The following is an 18,073-nucleotide window of genomic DNA, read 5'->3' on the forward strand; positions in this document are numbered from 1 at the left end:
AACTCCGGGATGGCTGGGCCTAAGCCCCGGCGGGGCCTGCCGTTTCTAAGTTTTATGACGACCCGATGCCTGCTATGTCGTGACGATGGGAAGGCGATCAGATCACACGCGTCAGGAGCTCGAACATCTGTTCGTTGTCGAAGGCCATAAACATATGGCCGAGGTCGGGTTTGCCCGCTTCTCTGCGCGGGAGGTGGCCAAACGCATCGGCTATTCCGTCGGCACGCTGTACAATGTGTTTGGAACCCTGGATCGGCTGCTGATCACGATCAATACGCGCACCTTCCAGCTTTGGGCCGAGTATGTGCGGCAGCGTCTGGAAACCAGCGGGGCCGACCGGATCCAGACTCTGGTCGAGGCCTATTTCGGCTTTGCACGCGACAACGCGAATAGCTGGACCGCCATCTACGACCATCATCTGCCGCCGGATGTCGTGATCCCCGACGAGCAGAACCTGCAGCGCGGCGCCCTGACGCAGATCATCGTGGACGAGGTGGCGGCTGTGCTGCCGACCCAGGCGCAGTCCGAGGCGCCCCGTCTGGCGCGTTCTTTGATCGCGGTGGTTCACGGCCATTGCGTCTTCGATCTGAATGGCAGTTTCGCCCTGATGAACATCTCCCAGCCGATGGAGCTGGCTCTTGATCGGGTTTGGGAGGCTTTGATCCACGCGGGTGCGGCGGCGCCATCGCGCTGACTTCAGTGTATTGAACAATGATCAAAACTGTTCGATGATCGCCTGACGGCGGTCCGCGTCGGGTCGCCGTGTCCGCATTCCGGGCCGCAGGAGGGATGATGCGAAAACAGTTGATCGCCAGTCTGGTGTTGGCCTGCACAGTGGGGCTGGCTGGCCCGCGCGTGGCGGCGGCGCAGGAAGCACGCGCCGATGCGACGCCGGACATGGCGGCGATGCAGCGGCAACTGTTCAGGGGGCATGCCGTGCTGGCCGTTCGGATTCAGCGCCTGGTCGGCATGGGGCTCTTGTGTCGGGTGCTGTCCGACGAGGATGCGCAACTGATCCAGACCAATGCCGACGAGAGGGCTGACTACGAGGGCAGCCGGTTGTCGCAAGAGGATCGTGAATGGGCCGAGGCCTATCTTGAGGGGCTGCAAGATGGCGCCTTCCGCGCGGCTGATCTCTCGCGTGAGATAAGCCCGGAGGCCTGTGAGAAATTTGCGGCTCCGGGCGGGGACCTGGTCAAGATTCTGACGTGGACGGATCGGCCGCAGGAAATCGCGCCAGGAATACGCGCCAGTCCGAGGACATTGCCATGAACCGCACTATGACCAAGGCCTGGGTGCTGGCGTCAGCCCTGGCGCTGACCGCGCAGGCAGGCGTCGTTAATGCGCGCCCATTGCCCGAAACGGCATGGATTCCAACCGATGCGACGGCCTGCGATCTGACGGCGTGGCCAAGCTACAGGCTCAACGCACCGGTTGTCGTGCGAAGCGCGCCGGACACGCAGGCTGCCGTGCTGGGCGTGCTCCCGACGCGATCAGACCAGATCGACTATCCCTACAGCGTCCGGTTCCAGGTTCGGGAGGCCAGGCCTGGTTGGTTGAAGATTGCGGATGGCAGCGATGCCTATAACCACGGCGAAACCGACGCAGATGACCGCCAGCTGCCGGTTCGAACCGTCTATTCGGGCGAGGGTTGGATCCCAGCTGACGCCGCGCAGTTCGCCATTCAGTCCGCCCGTGGTTTCGCCCGCCCTGATCGATCCAGCGAGCGCTTGCTGGACCTGGGCGATGACTGGGTGACGGACATGGGGCGTGTCGCGGCGATCCGCGCCTGTGGTCCGGGCGGCTGGGTTCTGGTGGACTATGTCGTCGTGCGCGAGAGCGTGGGCGGTGTTCCGCGCGAACTGGCTGCCGATCGGGTTCGGACTGGGACGGCCTGGTTCCAGGGCGTGTGCGAGGCGGAAGAAACGACCTGCGACATGGCCTCTGTCGACAGAGAATGATGCGTTTCAGAAATCTCTGCGCGGCTTTGGCGATGATGGCGGGTCTTGCGCCGTTGAGCGCCGCATGGGCCGCACAGCTTGAGATCGCGAACCGCTCGAGCGGACCTGGGCCGCAAGGCGCTGACTACGGCAAGGCGGGCGCCGGTCTGATGGCGGCGGAAGAGAGCTGGGGCGCCTTCATCCGCGCCAACTGAGACGTGGTCAGCTATGTATTCGGTCAGGGAGCAGCGCTGGCATGGCGGGTGAGACCTGCGTGGTCAGCCATTATGAAGTGCGTATCGCGGCGCTTCGCGCGTTGATGGCGAACGATCTGGATTGACGCCGTTCCCGCCTTCGTCTGGCGGAAACGGCATTTGGCCGTCAGTTCCTCTCCAGAGTGAGCGGGTCGACGCGGAAATAGGTCCCGGACAGGCCGCCGTTGAGGCCGCAGTAGGGGATGGAGCGGTCGCCGCTGACGTGGCGTTCCTGAACTTGCAGGGTGTCGCCCTTGCGGCTGATGACCAGCGACCAGCGTGAGGTGTCTTCGCCCGTCTTCACCTCCAGCGTGCCTTCGTTTTCTCCGGTCCATTCCCCATCGCCGTCCGCGTCACAGACCCAGCGGGCGCCCAGCGGGTCGACGGCGTTGGCGTTGAACGTCAACACGCCAGAGGCCCATTGCACCACGTCGATCTCGCCGTTGATATTGACCCAGTGGCCGACAAGACCGTCGTTAGGATTGGCCAGAAGGCTGTTTAGTGTTTTTGCGCGTTCGCCCAGCCATCCGCGCAGTTCGGTGATCAGTTCCGCGCCAGTGCGGCCCGCCGCCGCGCGATTGCGGGCATTGATGAAGACGCGTTGGTCGTCACGCAGGGCGGCGGCGCCATTGCGGTCCAGATCGGCGAGAAGTCGGCGGTAGGCGGTGGCGATGGATTGATCCAGCCGCCGCAGGTCCGGGGTCGTGCAGATGGCGCGGTCCATAGGCTGTGTGGCGCGGCTGCAATCAGCGGCCTGAGGTGCGGACTGCGCCGTGGCCATGCCGGCGGGAAGGGACAGGAGGGCGGCCAGCGCCAGTCTAGACATAAGGGACATTAGGGGATCTCAGCTAGGATGTTGGGTCAGGCGCCAGCAGCCAACTGCGGGCGTGAAAACATAGGCGGCGGGTCTGCCGGTTTTGCGCACCAGCGCCAGGCTGTCACCCTCGCCATCATCACGGAAGACGCCGGGCTGGTAACGAAATCTGACGCTGCTGTCCGCCTGTTCCATCCGGCCGCCCGGTTCGTCCGTCCTTGTGTCCTGCATCTTTGGAAGGGGTGAGGCGAGGGGCGTCGACATAATGGCTGCGAGCAGGACTGAACCGATCATGGATGTAACCGTTTGGGGACGTGAGCGGGGGCAAGGGCGGCTGGCAGGGGGCGGATGTCCAGGGCAGCCTATCAGAATATGAGCGATGCTCAATTGATAAATTGAAAACGCTTCAGGGGGGCTTGCGTCATATTGAGCGATGTATAATAAATCGATGCGTAAACGAAACCGCAGGCTGAAACAGCCTTCGCTGACGGAAATGAAGAGGGAGACGTGACGGTGTTGATGCGATCTTGTCTGATGGCGGCGGTGTTGGCCGTCAGCGCTCCGGCCCTTGCCGAACCCGCTACTCCGGCGTCTGTTGCGGCTCAGAGATCGCACGCCAGGTTCCAGACATTCTTCGAGGACTTCCGCGCCGCCGTCCTGGCCAATGACCGCGAGGCGGTGGCGTCCATGACCCAGTTCCCCTTCACCGACTATCGGCCCGGCAACTATTGCGAGGCAGGCCAGGCTTGCGAAATCTCAGCCGCTTCTGCGACCAGTCGCAACAAGGCCGAGTTCCTGGCGCGCTACGACCGTATCTTCACGCCTGCGGTCATCGCGGCCATCCGGGATCGCCGCCTGCGCGCCTTCCAGAGCGGGGTGGATGACGGCGAGCTCGGCGGACCCATCGTGCGCGGCGAACATATTCTGCAGCTTGATGACACCGGGGATCAGCGCGTCTTCTCGCTGCACGGCGGGGTGTACAAGCTGGACCGCATTCCCTTCTATTCCTGATCGAAAGGCCTGCCCCATGGGCTTCAAGGACCAAACCGCCGTTGTGGGTTTAGCTGCGGGACTGGCGGTGATGCTGGCGCCCGCGGCCCAGGCTTCGGCCCCAGCGCAGGCCAGGATGGCGTCCAAGATCGACCGTGTCTTCACCTCCGCCATGCTGGGCGCGGATGTGTCGGTGCTGGAGCGTGTGACAGGGCGTGCGGCCCAGAACGCCGCCTCAGTGCGCTATTACGAGGTCGAAGGATGCAGCGTCCAAGCCCTGGTGACGGGCGGCAAGGTGGAGGCCTTGGCGATGGAAACCTCGCCCCGCTGCACCTTCAATGTGGACGCCGTCGTCGGCGGCGACGCCATCGGCACGGCCAATATCATCCATTTCGCCGAGATCTTCGATAACTTTCAGGACGGCGTCCTGACCGCCGACTGTCTGATGATGTGCGGCAATGCGGTGGAGCCTTCGATCCAGTACACCTTCAACGTCGGACGTCGCGCCATGACGATCGAAACGGTCATGGTCAGCCAGCCTGATGCCGCCGAGCAGTGGCAGAAGGCTATGGTCGACGCCAAGGGGCGGGACTGGGTGATCAACGCCTCGTTCAACTGCGACCACAGCTTTGACAGGGTGGGCAAGGGGCTGTTCCGCCCGGCGCAGGCCACGCGCATCGTCGTCTGGGCCAGCCCGCCGCGCTTCGCCTGCGACGGCCCGCGCCCGATCTGATCAGGAAGACCTCGATGATCAAGACATCCGCCATCCTGACCGCCCTGGCCCTGACACTTGTGGCGCCGGGCGTTGCTTCGGCCTGTATCGCGCCCGCGGGACCACCGCCGACGCCAGAGCAGAGAGAGGCGAACATGCGTGAAATCCAGGCTTCATCCTGGGCCAATGCGGCGCTGGTTTATGAGGCCGAGATCGCCGAGAGCTTCATGGTGTTCTCTCAGGACGATCCGAGCCATCCCGGCATGGCCAGCGGCGCCTATGTTCGCGCCAAGCCTGTGCGGGTGCTGAAAGGCGAGGGCACGCCGCCCGAGGTGCAGTTCGCCTATGGCCTCGGCCCGGAATGCACGTTCGGACCCAGCTACAGCCCGCGCTCGCGGGGGGAAGGCAGCCGGTTCGTCTTCTACGCCGCGCGCCCGACCATCTCTTCGCAGAACGACATCTTCGCCACCATGCCGGTTGACGCCATGCTCGATGCAGATACGCGCGCCGCCCTGGCATCGGGGCGGTGAATCCCGCCTGAAAAGTCTGATTTCCAAAGTTCATCTCGGCCCATGCGGCCAAGGAAAAGCGTCCCATGAAGAACAGTAAACTGGGCATCGCCCTGACCGTCCTGGCCCTCAGCATCGGCGTCGTGGCCTGCGCCAAGGCCGACGACGACAGGTCTGACAAGAAGCCCGTCGAGTTCGCCGTTCAGGACCGAACGTCGACCGCCAAGATGGAGGCTGACAAGGTCGCTGCGCCCGCCGAGACCGCCGCTGCGCCGGGGATCATGGCCTATGCCGGCAAGGATCCGTTTGATCCGGTTCAGGGCGTGTCCTTCTTCCAGAACCGAGCGGTGCGCGCCGCCATCGTGGCCTCGGGCGCGCCGCGTGACGTGCAGCAGTTCGTGGTCTTCGACGGCAATGTCGTCGTGCCGATCCGCAGCACGATGGGACGATTGATGGCGTCGGGCTATGATCCGGCGGGCGCGGGCGTGACCAACTGGGCCCTCCTGATGACGCCCGCTGGCAAGGCCGCCGTCTGCTATTCCAGCGGCGAGAACCCGAATGCGATTACGGCGGACTGGTACTACGAGGGCGATATCGCCTTCACGCTGGAGGACCGCTGCCCCTCGCGACCCGAGGATATCGAAAGCTTCAGCAACTGGCCTATCGGCCCCATTCCGGGCTGATCGGACTCAGGAGCCGCGCTCCAGGCCGTAGAGGGCCTCGACAATGTCTTCGGCTTTCTTCTGCACCAGTTCCTGGGAGTCGTGGACGCCGCGATTGTAGAAGACGCCGCCGATTTCCTTGCCGATGAAGTCCAGCAGCATCTCGGCGGGCAACTGGCCGAGATCCTGATCCAGCTCCTGGCGGAAATAGTCGCGCAGCTTGCCGGTGGCGGCTGCGCGCGCGTCCTTGGACAGTTCGATCGGCTTCATCCGACGACCTCGGCCAGGGCTTCCTCCGCCGCCATCCACGCAGCCTCGGCCGCTTCCAGATCGGTCTGGGTCTTGGCGCGCGCGCGGGTCAGGCCTTCGATGGCCTTGGGGTTGGAGACCGAGGCGTTGGCGATGTCGTCGTCGATGCGGGCGATTTCCGCCGTCAGTTGCGTCATCCGCTCTTCAGCCTTCTTGACCGCGTGACGAAGGGTCGACGGCGACGGGCCTGACTTCTTGTCGTTCTTTCGGTTTTTGTTGTCCTGAACGGGCGCCTTGGCAGCCTCTTCCTTCTTGATCTGGCTCGGTTTGGACACAGCGGCCTTGGCGCGGTCGAGGACGAACTTGGCGTAGTCGTCCATGTCGCCGTCATAGGGCTTCACCGTGCCGTCGGCGGCCAGCCACAGCCTGTCGGCGACCATCTCCATCAACGAACGGTCGTGGGTGATCAGGATGACGGCGCCGGAATAGTCATTCAGCGCGTCCAGCAGGGCGCGGCGGCTGTCGATGTCCAGGTGGTTGGTCGGTTCGTCCAGGATCAGGACGTGGGGCGCATCCATCGCCACCATGTTCAGCAGCAGACGCGCGCGCTCGCCGCCCGACAGACTGTCGACGGTGGTTTCCTGCTTCTCATAGCCCAGTCCGAACTGCGCCAGTTTGGACCGGCGGGCGCTTTCCGGCGCATCCGGCATGGCGCGGCGGATGATTTCCAGCGGCGTGTCGGTGGGGTCCATCGCCTCGATCTGGTGCTGGTGGAACCAGCCCACGCGCATCTTCTTGTCGCGGTGTAGTTCGCCCTCGGACACGTTCAGAGCGCCGGCGATCATCTTGGCGAAGGTGGACTTGCCCGCGCCGTTGACGCCCAGCAGACCGATGCGGTCGTCCAGGTCCATGCGCAGGTTCAGATTGCGCAGGATGGGCTTGCCGGTCTCATAGCCGACATTGGCCCGCTCCAGCCGGATCAGCGGCGGGGCCAGCGGGCGCGGCGGCGAGGGCAGGGTGAAGGGGGCGACGCGCTCTTCGATGGTGGTGGCGACCGGCTGCATCTTCTCCAGCCGCTTCATGCGCGACTGGGCCTGGGCGGCCTTGGACGCCTTGGCCTTGAACCGGTCCACGAAGGCCTGAAGGTGAGCGCGTTCGGCGTCCTGCTTGGCCTTGGCGGACAACTGCAGACGGGCCTTCTCGGCGCGGGCCTTTTCAAAGGCGTCGTAGTTGCCGGTGTAGAGGGTCAGGGTGTGGTTCGCGAGGTGCAGGATGTGGGTGCAGACCTCGTTCAGCATTTCACGGTCGTGGGAGATGATCAGGGCCGTGTGCGGGTATTTCTTCAGCCGCGCCTCCAGCCACAGGGCGCCTTCCAGGTCGAGGTAGTTGGTCGGTTCGTCCAGCAGCAGCATGTCCGGCTCTGCGAACAGGGCGGCCGCCAGGGCCACGCGCATCCGCCAACCGCCCGAGAACTCGGACATTGGGCGGGCCTGATTCTCCTGATCGAAGCCCAGGCCGACCAGGATTTCGGCGGCGCGGGCCGGGGCGGCGTCGGCGTCGATCTCGATCAGACGCGACCAGATCTCGCCCATTTCTTCCGGCTCGGCTGTCTCAAGGCGGGCCAGCAGGGTGTGGCGTTCAACGTCTGCTTCCAGAATGGTGTCGATGACGCTGACGGGCGTGGCCGGGTGTTCCTGATCGACCGATCCGATGCGGGCGGTCTTGGGCAGGCTGATCTCGTCGCCATTGGCGTTGAGTTCGCCCAGGATCAGCTTGAACAGGGTGGACTTGCCGATGCCGTTGCGGCCCACCAGGCCGACTTTGGCGCCAGGCGGCAGGCTGACGGAGGCGTCGACAAGGAATTTGCGGCCCCAGGCGTTGAAGGTCAGGTCTGTGATCTGGAGCATGGAACAGTCGAAATCTAAAATCGTCCGGATGCCGCCAGTCGCAGGGCGAGGAGCGTCACGGACACGAAAAAGGGACAGTTGGAAACTAGGGAGGTCGTCGCTATAAGCCCGCGACCCTCAAACTCCCAAACAAGAAGTCACTTCACCATGACCGAACGCACTTTCTCGATCATCAAGCCTGACGCGACGCGCCGCAACCTGACCGGCGCGATCAACGCTGTCATCGAAACCGCTGGCCTGCGCATCGTCGCTCAGCGCCGCATCAAGCTGACCGAAGCCCAAGCCAAGAAATTCTACGAAGTGCACGCCGAGCGTCCCTTCTACGGCGAACTGGTCTCGCAAATGATCGCCGAGCCGGTCGTTGTGCAGGTTCTGGAAGCCGAAGGCGCCGTCGCCAAGTATCGTGAAGTCATGGGCGCCACCAACCCGAACGACGCTGCTGAAGGCACGATCCGCAAGCTGTTCGCCCTGTCGATCGGCGAAAACTCGGTCCACGGTTCGGACTCGCTGGAAAACGCCGGCATCGAAATCGCCCAGTTCTTCACTGACGACCAGATCGTCGGCTAAGCCCTGATCGGCTTGAACTGCTGAAACGGCTGGGCCAGCGATGGTCCGGCCGTTTTTCTTTGTGCTGCGCCAGCCAAAGAAAACGGCCCCGGAGATCGCTCTCCGGGGCCGCTGTCGTTTTGTGGCCGTATCGCCTTACCAGATGCGCGCGCGGGCCTCGGGAGCGATGAACTCCTTCTGATCCGGCGAGACGCCGAAGGCGGCGTACCAGGCGTCGATGTTGCGCGGCGAGGTGGCGGCACGCACGGCGCCCGGCGAGTGCGGGTCGGTGGTCAGCTGCTCCTTCAGCGCCGCCTCGCGCGATTTCTCGCGCCAGACCTGCGCCCAGCCCAGGAAGACGCGTTGATCGCCGGTCAGGCCATCGATCACGGGCGCGGGCTGGCCGTTCAGGGACTTGTGATAGGCGTCCAGCGCCAGCAGTAGTCCACCCAGGTCGGCGATGTTCTCGCCCATGGTCAGCTCGCCATTGACGTGCATGCCGGGCAGGGGCTCCAGCGAGTCATAGATGGCGCCCAGCACCTTGGCGCGTTCTTCGAAGCGGGCGGCGTCTTCCGGCGTCCACCAGTCGCGCAGCACGCCGTCGCCATCGGACTTGCGGCCCTGATCGTCGAAGCCGTGCGTGATCTCGTGGCCGATGACCGCGCCGATGCCGCCATAGTTGACCGCTGCGTCCGCGTTAGGATCGAAGAAGGGCGCCTGCAGGATGGCGGCCGGGAAGACGATCTCGTTGCGCGGCGGGTTGTAATAGGCGTTCACCGTCTGGGGCGTCATGCCCCATTCCAGCGGATCGACCGGCTTGCCGATCTTGGCGCGCTTGAAGGCCCATTCGAAGGCGCTGGAACGTTCGACATTGCCGTAGAGGTCGTTGGCGGTCAGCTCCAGACCGTCATAGCTGCGCCACTTGTCGGGATAGCCGATCTTCACGCCGAACTTGGACATCTTGTAGAGGGCTTGCTGGCGGGTGGCTTCGCTCATCCAGTCCAGGTTTTTCAGGCGCTCGGTCATGGCGGCGCTGATGTTGCCCACCAGCGTCTCCATCTGGGCCTTGGACGAGGCGGGGAAGTGCAGGCGCACATATTCCTGGGCCAGCACCTCGCCCAGCTGGCCGTCGACCAGGGCAACGCCGCGGTTCCAGCGTGGACGGTTCTCCGGCTGGCCGCGCAGGGTCTTGCCGCGGAACTCGAAGCGCGAATCCACGAAGGCCTTGGACAGATAGGGCGCGGCCTGATCTGCCAGCTGCGAGGCCTGCCACGCCTTCAGGGTTTCGACCGGCGTGTCGGCGAACACCTGGGCGATGCCCGGAATGGCGGTGTTCTCCATCACCACCAGGGTGTCGACGTTTGCGATCTGCGCGCCGTCCAGGAAGGCGGCCCAATCAAAGCCGGGGGCCTGGGTCGCCAGGTCTGCAACCTTGGTCGGGTTGTAGATCTTGTCGATCTGGCGACGTTCGACCGTGGTCCAGTGCTTCTCAGCGACCTTGGTTTCGAAGGCCAGGATGTCTGCGGCGGACTTGGCCGGATCGGTCCAGCCGATGGCGGTCAGGGTGCGGGTCAGATAGGCCAGATAGGCTTCGCGCTGGCTGGCGAAATCAGGCTTCAGATAATAGTCGCGGTCCGGCAGGCCCAGGCCGCCCTGACCCAGATAGGCCGAGTTCAGGTCCGGGTTCTGCAGGTCTTCGAACACATCGACGCCAAACAAAGAGCCGCCGAACTTCGAATGCGACTGGCCCATCAGGCGCGCGACGCCCGAACGATCGGTCACGGCCTTGATCGCCGCCAGATCAGCGGCCAGCGGCTGGGCGCCCAGTTGCTCGACGCGGGCCTCGTCCATGAAGCTGGCGTACAGGGCGCCGACCTTGCGGGCGTTGTCGTTCGTCGGATTGGCGGCGCTGGTCTCGATGATGGATTTCAGCTGCGACTGGGCGTTCTCATACAGGACGTCGAACGGGCCGAAGCGGGCCTTGTCGGCAGGGATTTCCGTCGTCCGCAGATAGGTCCCGTTCGCATATTCGTTGAAATCGTCGCCGGGCTTCACCGCCGTGTCGCGGCCCGCCAGGTCAAAGCCCCAGGCTCCGAAGGGCGAATGGGCGCCCGCGCCGCCGTGCGAATGTTCCTGAGCCGAAGCACCGCCGCCCGTCAGGGCGACCACGATGCAGGCCGAGCAGGCGGCCATCAGACGAATGCGATTCATTTAGGGACAGATCCTGTTTCTATTGGGCGGCACCTTCGCGCCGGTGCGACAGGCTGTCGCATTAAGATTTGGTAATATAGGGCGCGTTCAGGCGCGCTCCAGACCCCGGCAGAAAACGTCCAACTGTTGCGGATAAAGCCTGTGTTCGGCGGTCTTGACCCGCTCGGCCAGCAGGGCGGGCGTATCGCCCTGCTGGATCGGCACGCGCGCCTGACCCAGGATGGGGCCTTCGTCGACACCCTCGGTCACCAGATGCACGGTGCAGCCCGCTTCGGCGTCTCCAGCCGCGATGGCGCGCGCATGGGTGTCCAGGCCGGGGTATAGAGGCAGCAGGCTGGGGTGAATGTTCAGCATCCGCCCGCGCCACCCACCGACAAGCCAGGGCGTCAGCACGCGCATATAACCCGCCAGGGCGATCACCTCGACCCCGGCGTCGCGCAGCGCCTGATCCACCGCCTTCTCATGCGCCTCGCGGTCCTTGCCGAAGGGTTTGTGGGCGATGGTCGCCGTCCTGACGCCCGCCGCCTCTGCCAGTTTCAGCCCACCAGCGCCTTCGACATTCGACAGCACTAGCACGACTTCATAGGCGCAGTCGGGCGCGTTGGCGGCCTCGATCAGGGCCGCCATATTGGAGCCGGTCCCCGATATCAGGACGGCGACGCGTGTTTTCATCGGATCAGGCGGCTTCCAGTTGTCCGCAGACGAAGGCGACTTCGCCGGCGTTCAGCAGGGCTGCCAGAACGGGTTCTGCATTCTCGGGCGCGACGATCAGGATGAAGCCGACGCCGCAGTTGAAGGTGCGGCGCATTTCGTGGTCGCTGATGCCGCCGGTTTCGGCCAGCCACTGGAACACGGCGGGCATGGGCCACGAATCCCAGTCGAACGCCGCCTGCAGACCGTCGGCGATGCAGCGCGGCGGGTTTTCGATCAGGCCGCCGCCCGTGATGTGGGCTGCGCCCTTGACCAGACCGGCCTTCATCAGCGGCAGGACCGGCTTCACATAGATGCGGGTCGGCTCCATCAGGGCCTGCGCCAGCGAACGGTCTTTGGCGAAGGGCGCGTCATCGCCCCAGGCCAGGCCGGATTTCTCGACCACCTTGCGCACCAGCGAATAGCCGTTGGAGTGCGGGCCGGTGGAGGCCAGGCCGATGATCACGTCGCCTGCCGCCTGACGATCCAGATAGGGCAGGGCGTGACCGCGCTCGACGGCGCCCAGGCTGAAGCCCGCCAGGTCGTAGTCGCCTTCGGTGTACATGCCCGGCATTTCGGCGGTCTCGCCCCCGACCAGAGCCGCGCCAGCCTGACGGCAGCCCTCGGCGATGCCCGCGACCACGCGGCGGGCGGCGTCGATCTCGAGACGGCCCGTGGCGTAATAGTCGAGGAACAGCAGAGGCTCTGCGCCCTGGGCCAGCAGGTCGTTGACGCACATGGCGACCAGATCGACGCCGACGCCGTCATGGCGGCCCGTCTCGATGGCGATTTTCAGCTTGGTGCCGACGCCGTCCGTCGTGCTGACGATCAGCGGGTCTTCGAAACCGGCGGCCTTCAGGTCGAACAGGGCGCCGAAACCGCCCAGCGAGGGCTCCGATCCGGGGCGCGCCGTGGACTTGGCCAGGGGCTTGATATGTTCGACCAGCAACTCGCCTGCGTCGATGTCCACGCCCGCATCGGCGTAGGTCAGGCCGTTTTCGAGAGGCTTTTGGGTGTCGCTCATGGTTTTCAGGGCCTGAATCGGGGCGGAAATGCAGCGCGGCTCTTGCCACAGGTAGGTTGCGCGGGGCTATAGCACCGGAATGACGCCAATCACCACCAATGAGGCGCTGGCCGAGTTCTGCGCCCGCCTGTCCACCGCCCCGTTCATCACGGTCGACACCGAGTTCATGCGGGAGACGACCTATTGGCCGCGCCTGTGCCTGATTCAGGCGGCGTCCAGCGAACATGCCGGAATCATTGATCCGATGGCCGAGGGCCTGGACCTTGAGCCCTTCCTGAACCTGCTGCGTGACGAGAAGATCGTGAAGGTCTTTCACGCCTGCAGACAGGATGTTGAAATCTTCGTGCGTCTGGGCGCGATGCCCAAGCCGATGTTCGACACCCAGGTTGCGGCGATGGCGGCGGGCTTTGGCGAACAGGTGGCCTATGATTCGCTGGTTCGCCAGATGCTGCGCATCGAGGTGGACAAGGGCAGCCGCTTCACCGACTGGGGCCGTCGCCCGTTGTCGGAAAGCCAACTGGTCTATGCCCTGGGCGACGTGACCCATCTGGCAGCCCTTTATCCCAAGCTGCGCGACCGGCTGGCCAAGGAGGGGCGTCTGGACTGGGTGACGACCGAGATGGAAGGTCTGGTCGATCCGGCCATCTATGACACCAATCCCGAGAACGCGTGGAAGCGTCTGAAGCCCAAGAAGTTCTCGGCCAAGTATCTGGCTGCGTTCAAGGCTGTCGCTGTCTGGCGCGAACGCGCTGCACAGGAGCGTGACCAACCGCGCGGCCGCATCCTCAAGGACGAGGGCATCGACGAGATCGCCCAGCAGACGCCGACCGACACCGAGGCCTTCAACCGTCTGCGTTCGGTGCCGAAGGGTTTTGGCGGATCGCGCCTGGGCCTGGAGCTGGCCGAAGAGCTGAAGCGTGTCCTGGCTGATCCTGAGGCGCATGCCCCGGAAATGGAGCGCCCGGCCCACCGTCAGCCCGCGCCGCCGTCGGTGGTGGAACTGCTGAAGGTGTTGTTGAAGGCCAAGAGCGACAATGCGGGCGTGGCCTCCAAGTTGATCGCCACATCGGCCGATCTGGAGAAGATCGCCATCAGCGACGACGCCGATGTCGAGGCCATGAAGGGCTGGCGCCGTCAGTTGTTCGGTGAGGACGCCTTGAAGCTGAAGCGCGGCGAAATCGCCCTGGTCCTCAGCGGATCGCGCGTCGAGGTCGTGGAAATCGAAGGCTAGTTTTCGCGGGGCGGCTGCCACAGTTCGATGGGGTTGCCTTCCGGGTCATGGATGCGGGCGAAACGACCGATTTCGGGCGTGGCGTCCCATTCGTCCTTGGTGATGACCTCTATTCCAGCGGCTCTAAGCGCGGTCAGCAGGTCGTCCAGACCTTCGACGCGCAGGTTCAGCATCCAGCCCTTCTCGGCTGCGAAATAGTCGGTGGTCTGCGGGAAGGGCGAAAAGACGGTGGGGCCCGCCTGCTGGTCCCACAGGAATTGACCTTCGGGCGCGCCGACGCCCAGATGTTTCAGATACCAGGCGGCAAGGGCCTGCGGGTCCTGCGTGCGAAAAAAGAAGCCGCCGATTCCGGTCACGGGCATGATCGCCTCCCTGTTGTCCGAGACAGGCTGATCCTTGTCTGCGGGTCTGTCTAGATCGACAGACCCAGTCCCATGGCCTCGGCCAGGGCCTTGGCGCGCTTCTTCGTCTGTTCGCCCAGCAGCACGTCATCATAGCCGTGTTCCGCCGTCAGGCGCAGGTCGCCGCCCTTCACGCGCGCCGCCGCACTGTTCAGCAGCTGGGCGGAACGGCCCGACAGATCGCAGGCCAGCCGGATCGCCAGACCCAGCGCCCGTGCGCGGCGTCGGGCGTCATCGCTCAGCAGACGATTGACCGCATCGGGCTGGGGCGTGGCGGATCCGCCGCCATAGCGGGCGTTCATCACACTGGCCAGAAAGGCGCGTTCAGAGTGGCTGATGCCCGCGACGGGCGCACGCAGAACCTGGTCGAACACCAGCTCCAACCTGTGATCGGGATGCAGCCGGGCCCCCAGATCGGCCAGACGGCAGGCGGCGCGCGTCAGCACATCGTCGCGCGTCTCGCCGAAGGCTGTGGGCAGAGCGGCGACGATATCGGCGATCCAGCGGGTCAGGGCGCCGGGCAGCGCGGGGTCGATGCCCTGACGCCCGCCAAGCGCCGCACAGCCTGCCAGCAACGGGTCCGCCGTCCGCACGGTCTCATCCAGGGTCTCGAACAACAAACCTTCACGAACGCCCCAGGCGGACATCTCGATGGTCTTCAGGCCCAGATTGTTGATCAGCCCCTCCAGCACCAGACCGGCGTAGGGCAGGGTCTCGGCGCGTTTCTTGGAGACGCCGGGCAGTTTCGCCAGACCCGCCGCCGATTGTTGCGCGACCAGCCGCGCTGTCTCCAGGGCGTCTTCCGCCGACATTTCGTACTGATGCACGACTTTCAGCGGATAGGATTTCAGCGACATCTGCACCTGGGCCAGGGTGCGCCAGGCGCCGCCGACGGCGTAGAGTCGATCCGAGCGGAACTGGCCGGCGACCGGCCTAAGTCGTTCGTCGATCCGGGTCTTGATGCGTGCGGCGTCGAAACCCTTGCCCTCGGCCAGGGCGAACGGCCCCAGCGGCAGGGTCATGCCATGTTCGACGCCGTGGCCGTTCAGGTGCGTCAGTTCCAGACTGGTCCCGCCCATGTCGGCCGAGACGCCGTGCGCGCTGGGCGCCCCGGCCAGAACCCCCATGGCGGCGTATTTGGCCTCTTCCTCGCCGGATAGCACGCGGATGACCAGGCCGGTCTCCTCGGCTACGCGCCGACAGAAGTCTGGGCCGTCCTTGGCCTCTCGCACGGCGGCGGTGGCGGCGATCAGGGTGGTGTGGGGACGCACGCCCTCCAGCACGGCGGCGAAGCGGCGCAGGGCCGTCATCGCCATGCTCACGCCTTCGCGCGACAGCTTGCCCGTGGTCGGCAGGTCGCGGCCCAGACCGGCCAGAACCTTCTCGTTGAATACGGTCCAGATCGCCCGGCCTTCCAGCCGGTACAGCACCAGACGAACAGAGTTGGAGCCGATGTCGATGGCCGCGATCTCACGGCCTGGAAGTTCGATATCCGGCATCAGCGGCCCGGGCGCTCATAGCGAAGCACCGAAGGCAGGGTCTTCACCTTGCGGCCGCGGCCCGACAGGCTGGGATTGGTCATGAAATACTTGTGCGCCGAGAAGGGGCGCTCAGGATCGGCGGGTTGCACACGGGTGTAGCGGCCCTCGGCGTCCAGAACCCAGCTTTGTGCGTCGTCCTTCAGATTGGCGACCATGATCTGGTCCAGAACCTGATCATGGACGGTGGCGTTGCGGATGGGCGTCATCACCTCGACCCGACGGTCCAGATTACGCGTCATCCAGTCGGCGGACGAGATGAATACCTTGGCCTTGTCGTGCGGCAGGTCCTTGCCGTTGGCGAAACAGACGATCCGGCTATGCTCCAGGAACCGGCCGACGATCGACTTGACCCGGATGTTCTCCGAAAGCCCCGTAACGCCGGGCCGCAGACAGCAGATGCCGCGCACCACCAGGTCGATCCGCACGCCCCATTGGCTGGCGCGGTACAGGGCGTCGATGATTTCGGGGTCAACCAGCGAGTTCAGCTTGACCCAGATGGCGGCGGGCTTGCCCATCGCCGCTGCCGACATCTCCTTGCCGATCAGTTCGATCAGGGTGGATTTCATGTTCAGCGGTGAGACGACCAGCGCCTCCAGTTCGTCCGGCGTGGCGTAGCCGGTGATGTAGTTGAACACCCGGCTGGCGTCGCGGCTCAGAACAGGGTCGCAGCTGAACAGCGACAGGTCGGTGTAAATCTTGGCCGTGACCGGGTGGTAGTTGCCGGTGCCGAAGTGGCAATAGGTGCGAAGACCCTCGCCCTCGCGTCGCACCACCACGCTCAGCTTGGCGTGGGTCTTGTACTCCACGAAGCCGAAGACGACGTGGACGCCCGCCCGCTCCATCGCCCGTGCCCACCGCAGATTGGCTTCTTCGTCGAACCGCGCCTTCAGTTCGACCAGGGCGGTGACGTTCTTGCCGTTCTCGGCCGCTTCGATCAGGGCGGCGACGATGGGGCTGTCTTTCGATGTCCGATACAGGGTCTGTTTGATGGCCAGCACGTTCGGATCGCGGGCGGCTTGACGCAGGAACTGCACAACCACGTCGAAGCTTTCGAACGGGTGGTGGATCAGCATGTCCTTTTCACGGACCGCCGCGAAGATGTCGCCGCCGAAGTCGCGCACCCGCTCAGGATAGCGCGGCTCATAAGCCTTGAACTTCAGGTCCGGGTGTCCGGCGGGGATCAGGTCCGACAGCTGCGCCAGACCCAGCATCCCATCGACCAGAACCACGTCCTGCGGCGCGGCCTCCAGTTCGCCGACGATGAAGTCGCGAAGATCGCCCGGCATGGAGGCCTCGATCTTGACGCGCACGACCGATCCGAGACGCCGCTGTTTCAACGCCTCTTCGAACTCCAGAACCAGGTCCTCGGCCTCTTCCTCGATCTCGATATCGCTGTCGCGGATCAGGCGCAGCACACCCTTTTCCAGAACCTCGCAGCCCGGGAACAGGTGATCGATGAACAGCAGCAGCACGTTTTCCAGCGTGATGAACCGCTTGCGGCCCGGCGTGGAGCGGCCGTCGGTCGGCAATTCCCAGAAGCGGCGCACCTGGGTCGGCACCGGCACCAGCGCGTAGAAGGTCTTGGCCTCGCCCTTGCGCTTCAGCTTCAGCGCCAGCGAGAAACCTAGATTGGGCAGGAAGGGGAAAGGGTGCGCCGGGTCGATGGCCAGAGGCGTCAGAACCGCGAACAACTGGTTCAGGAACTCGGGCTCCAGCCGATCGCGCTCGGTCTTGGTGATCTGGTGGCGATCGACGACCTCGATCCCGGCGCCGATCAGCTCCTTCTTCAGCTGACGCCAGCGGACCTGCTGTTCGGCCATCAGCTCGCCGGCCGCGACATTGATTTGCTCCAGCTGTTCTGCAGGCGTCAGGCCGTCGGCGGACAGAACCCGCACGCGCTCGCGCAACTGCCCTTTCAGGCCCGCAACCCGGGTCATGAAGAACTCGTCCAGATTATTGGCCGAGATCGACAGGAAGCGCAGGCGCTCCAGCAGGGGGTGGTTCGGGTTCGCCGCTTCTTCCAGCACACGCTCATTGAACGCCAGCCAGGAAGTTTCGCGGTTGAAGAACCGCGTGGGCGAGTTGATCAGCTCTTCATTCAGCGCCAGTTGCGGGGCGCGCGAGGCGGGGACTTCCTCGCCACGGGTGGCGTCATGGATCGCTGCGTCAGTCATGTCGTGGTTGTCGCGCGCGACTATGACAGTCGCAAGTCGCCGCAGGCATTTTCATGATGGCGCAGCGTAAGATATCGGCGCTATCTTGCGCAGCCTTCTCCCCAAGGCGACCTGTTCAGGATTAAATCATGCTCGCGCTTGCGGCCCTCATCGTCGCCTTGTTGATACTCGCCTTTGTGTGGGATCTGCTGGGCCAACCCAGCCCCTATCGTCTATTG

The 18,073-nt window shown here is 64.7% G+C and carries 20 protein-coding genes; 10 read left to right on the plus strand and 10 right to left on the minus strand.

Going from position 1 to position 18,073, the window contains the following annotated elements; genetic code table 11:
* The first annotated feature begins 154 nt into the window (after window positions 1-154).
* From KWG56_RS03415 to KWG56_RS03430, 4 genes are all read left to right on the plus strand, one after another.
* A complete protein-coding gene (locus tag KWG56_RS03415; protein ID WP_219353726.1) occupies window positions 155-694 on the plus strand; it encodes a TetR/AcrR family transcriptional regulator in 540 nt (179 codons plus the stop codon).
* A 110-nt stretch (window positions 695-804) separates the two neighbouring features.
* On the plus strand, window positions 805-1,272 hold the full coding sequence (locus KWG56_RS03420; RefSeq protein WP_219353727.1) for a hypothetical protein: 468 nt from the start codon (window positions 805-807) through the stop codon (window positions 1,270-1,272).
* Complete coding sequence (locus KWG56_RS03425; protein WP_219353728.1) at window positions 1,269-1,961, plus strand: hypothetical protein; 693 nt, start codon at window positions 1,269-1,271, stop codon at window positions 1,959-1,961. The genes KWG56_RS03420 and KWG56_RS03425 overlap by 4 nt, the downstream gene beginning before the upstream one ends.
* The gene (locus KWG56_RS03430) at window positions 1,958-2,155 is read left to right on the plus strand and encodes a hypothetical protein (RefSeq protein WP_219353729.1); all 198 of its coding nucleotides are present in this window, start codon (window positions 1,958-1,960) and stop codon (window positions 2,153-2,155) included. The genes KWG56_RS03425 and KWG56_RS03430 overlap by 4 nt, the downstream gene beginning before the upstream one ends.
* Before the next feature lie 166 nt (window positions 2,156-2,321).
* Here KWG56_RS03430 and KWG56_RS03435 read toward each other — a convergent pair whose 3' ends face one another.
* Both KWG56_RS03435 and KWG56_RS03440 read right to left on the minus strand, forming a co-directional pair.
* Window positions 2,322-3,029 carry a lysozyme inhibitor LprI family protein gene (locus KWG56_RS03435; protein ID WP_219353730.1) on the minus strand — a complete coding sequence of 236 codons (708 nt, stop codon included), beginning with the start codon at window positions 3,027-3,029 and terminating at the stop codon, window positions 2,322-2,324.
* A 9-nt stretch (window positions 3,030-3,038) separates the two neighbouring features.
* The gene (locus tag KWG56_RS03440; protein WP_219353731.1) at window positions 3,039-3,302 is read right to left on the minus strand and encodes a hypothetical protein; all 264 of its coding nucleotides are present in this window, start codon (window positions 3,300-3,302) and stop codon (window positions 3,039-3,041) included.
* A gap of 219 nt (window positions 3,303-3,521) precedes the next feature.
* Here KWG56_RS03440 and KWG56_RS03445 point away from each other — a divergent pair, with 219 nt between their 5' ends.
* From KWG56_RS03445 to KWG56_RS03460, 4 genes are all read left to right on the plus strand, one after another.
* Window positions 3,522-4,019, plus strand: a complete 498-nt coding sequence (locus tag KWG56_RS03445) for a hypothetical protein (protein WP_219353732.1) — start codon at window positions 3,522-3,524, stop codon at window positions 4,017-4,019.
* Window positions 4,020-4,035: 16 nt separating this feature from the next.
* The gene (locus KWG56_RS03450) at window positions 4,036-4,731 is read left to right on the plus strand and encodes a hypothetical protein (RefSeq protein WP_219353733.1); all 696 of its coding nucleotides are present in this window, start codon (window positions 4,036-4,038) and stop codon (window positions 4,729-4,731) included.
* 14 nt (window positions 4,732-4,745) lie between these two features.
* Window positions 4,746-5,240: a hypothetical protein gene (locus KWG56_RS03455; RefSeq protein WP_219353734.1), complete on the plus strand. Its 495-nt coding sequence runs from the start codon at window positions 4,746-4,748 to the stop codon at window positions 5,238-5,240.
* Window positions 5,241-5,305: 65 nt separating this feature from the next.
* Window positions 5,306-5,902, plus strand: a complete 597-nt coding sequence (locus KWG56_RS03460; RefSeq protein ID WP_219353735.1) for a hypothetical protein — start codon at window positions 5,306-5,308, stop codon at window positions 5,900-5,902.
* Between the two features lie 6 nt (window positions 5,903-5,908).
* Here the strand turns inward: KWG56_RS03460 and KWG56_RS03465 are convergent, their stop codons facing one another.
* Window positions 5,909-6,151, minus strand: coding sequence for a DUF2164 domain-containing protein (locus tag KWG56_RS03465; protein ID WP_219353736.1), 243 nt, complete (start codon window positions 6,149-6,151; stop codon window positions 5,909-5,911).
* Window positions 6,148-8,037: an ABC-F family ATP-binding cassette domain-containing protein gene (locus KWG56_RS03470; RefSeq protein WP_219353737.1), complete on the minus strand. Its 1,890-nt coding sequence runs from the start codon at window positions 8,035-8,037 to the stop codon at window positions 6,148-6,150. The genes KWG56_RS03465 and KWG56_RS03470 overlap by 4 nt, the downstream gene beginning before the upstream one ends.
* A 147-nt stretch (window positions 8,038-8,184) precedes the next feature.
* Here KWG56_RS03470 and ndk point away from each other — a divergent pair, with 147 nt between their 5' ends.
* Window positions 8,185-8,604 (plus strand): nucleoside-diphosphate kinase, encoded by a 420-nt coding sequence (gene ndk, locus KWG56_RS03475; RefSeq protein WP_201100422.1) that lies wholly within the window; start codon window positions 8,185-8,187, stop codon window positions 8,602-8,604.
* Window positions 8,605-8,739: 135 nt separating this feature from the next.
* On the opposite strand, the gene KWG56_RS03480 is transcribed toward ndk, so the two are convergent.
* The 3 genes from KWG56_RS03480 to purM form a co-directional block, all read right to left on the minus strand.
* Window positions 8,740-10,794: a M13 family metallopeptidase gene (locus KWG56_RS03480; protein ID WP_219353738.1), complete on the minus strand. Its 2,055-nt coding sequence runs from the start codon at window positions 10,792-10,794 to the stop codon at window positions 8,740-8,742.
* 87 nt (window positions 10,795-10,881) lie between these two features.
* Window positions 10,882-11,466 carry a phosphoribosylglycinamide formyltransferase gene (gene purN / locus KWG56_RS03485; protein WP_219353739.1) on the minus strand — a complete coding sequence of 195 codons (585 nt, stop codon included), beginning with the start codon at window positions 11,464-11,466 and terminating at the stop codon, window positions 10,882-10,884.
* Window positions 11,467-11,470: 4 nt separating this feature from the next.
* Complete coding sequence (purM, locus tag KWG56_RS03490; protein ID WP_201100419.1) at window positions 11,471-12,508, minus strand: phosphoribosylformylglycinamidine cyclo-ligase; 1,038 nt, start codon at window positions 12,506-12,508, stop codon at window positions 11,471-11,473.
* Between the two features lie 79 nt (window positions 12,509-12,587).
* Here purM and rnd point away from each other — a divergent pair, with 79 nt between their 5' ends.
* Window positions 12,588-13,739, plus strand: a complete 1,152-nt coding sequence (rnd, locus tag KWG56_RS03495) for a ribonuclease D (RefSeq protein WP_219353740.1) — start codon at window positions 12,588-12,590, stop codon at window positions 13,737-13,739.
* Here rnd and KWG56_RS03500 read toward each other — a convergent pair.
* The 3 genes from KWG56_RS03500 to KWG56_RS03510 are packed head-to-tail and all read right to left on the minus strand — an operon-like array spanning window position 13,736 to window position 17,855.
* A complete protein-coding gene (locus KWG56_RS03500) occupies window positions 13,736-14,101 on the minus strand; it encodes a VOC family protein (protein WP_219353741.1) in 366 nt (121 codons plus the stop codon). The two genes, rnd and KWG56_RS03500, sit on opposite strands and share 4 nt — an antisense overlap.
* Window positions 14,102-14,151: 50 nt before the next feature.
* Window positions 14,152-15,639, minus strand: a complete 1,488-nt coding sequence (locus tag KWG56_RS03505; RefSeq protein ID WP_219353742.1) for a Ppx/GppA phosphatase family protein — start codon at window positions 15,637-15,639, stop codon at window positions 14,152-14,154.
* Window positions 15,639-17,855 (minus strand): RNA degradosome polyphosphate kinase, encoded by a 2,217-nt coding sequence (locus KWG56_RS03510; protein ID WP_201100415.1) that lies wholly within the window; start codon window positions 17,853-17,855, stop codon window positions 15,639-15,641. Before KWG56_RS03510 ends, KWG56_RS03505 begins: the two co-directional genes overlap by 1 nt.
* Between the last annotated feature and the right edge of the window lie 218 nt (window positions 17,856-18,073).

Origin of the sequence: Brevundimonas nasdae, from assembly GCF_019395145.1 — a bacterium.
GTDB classification, from domain to species: Bacteria; Pseudomonadota; Alphaproteobacteria; order Caulobacterales; family Caulobacteraceae; genus Brevundimonas; species Brevundimonas nasdae.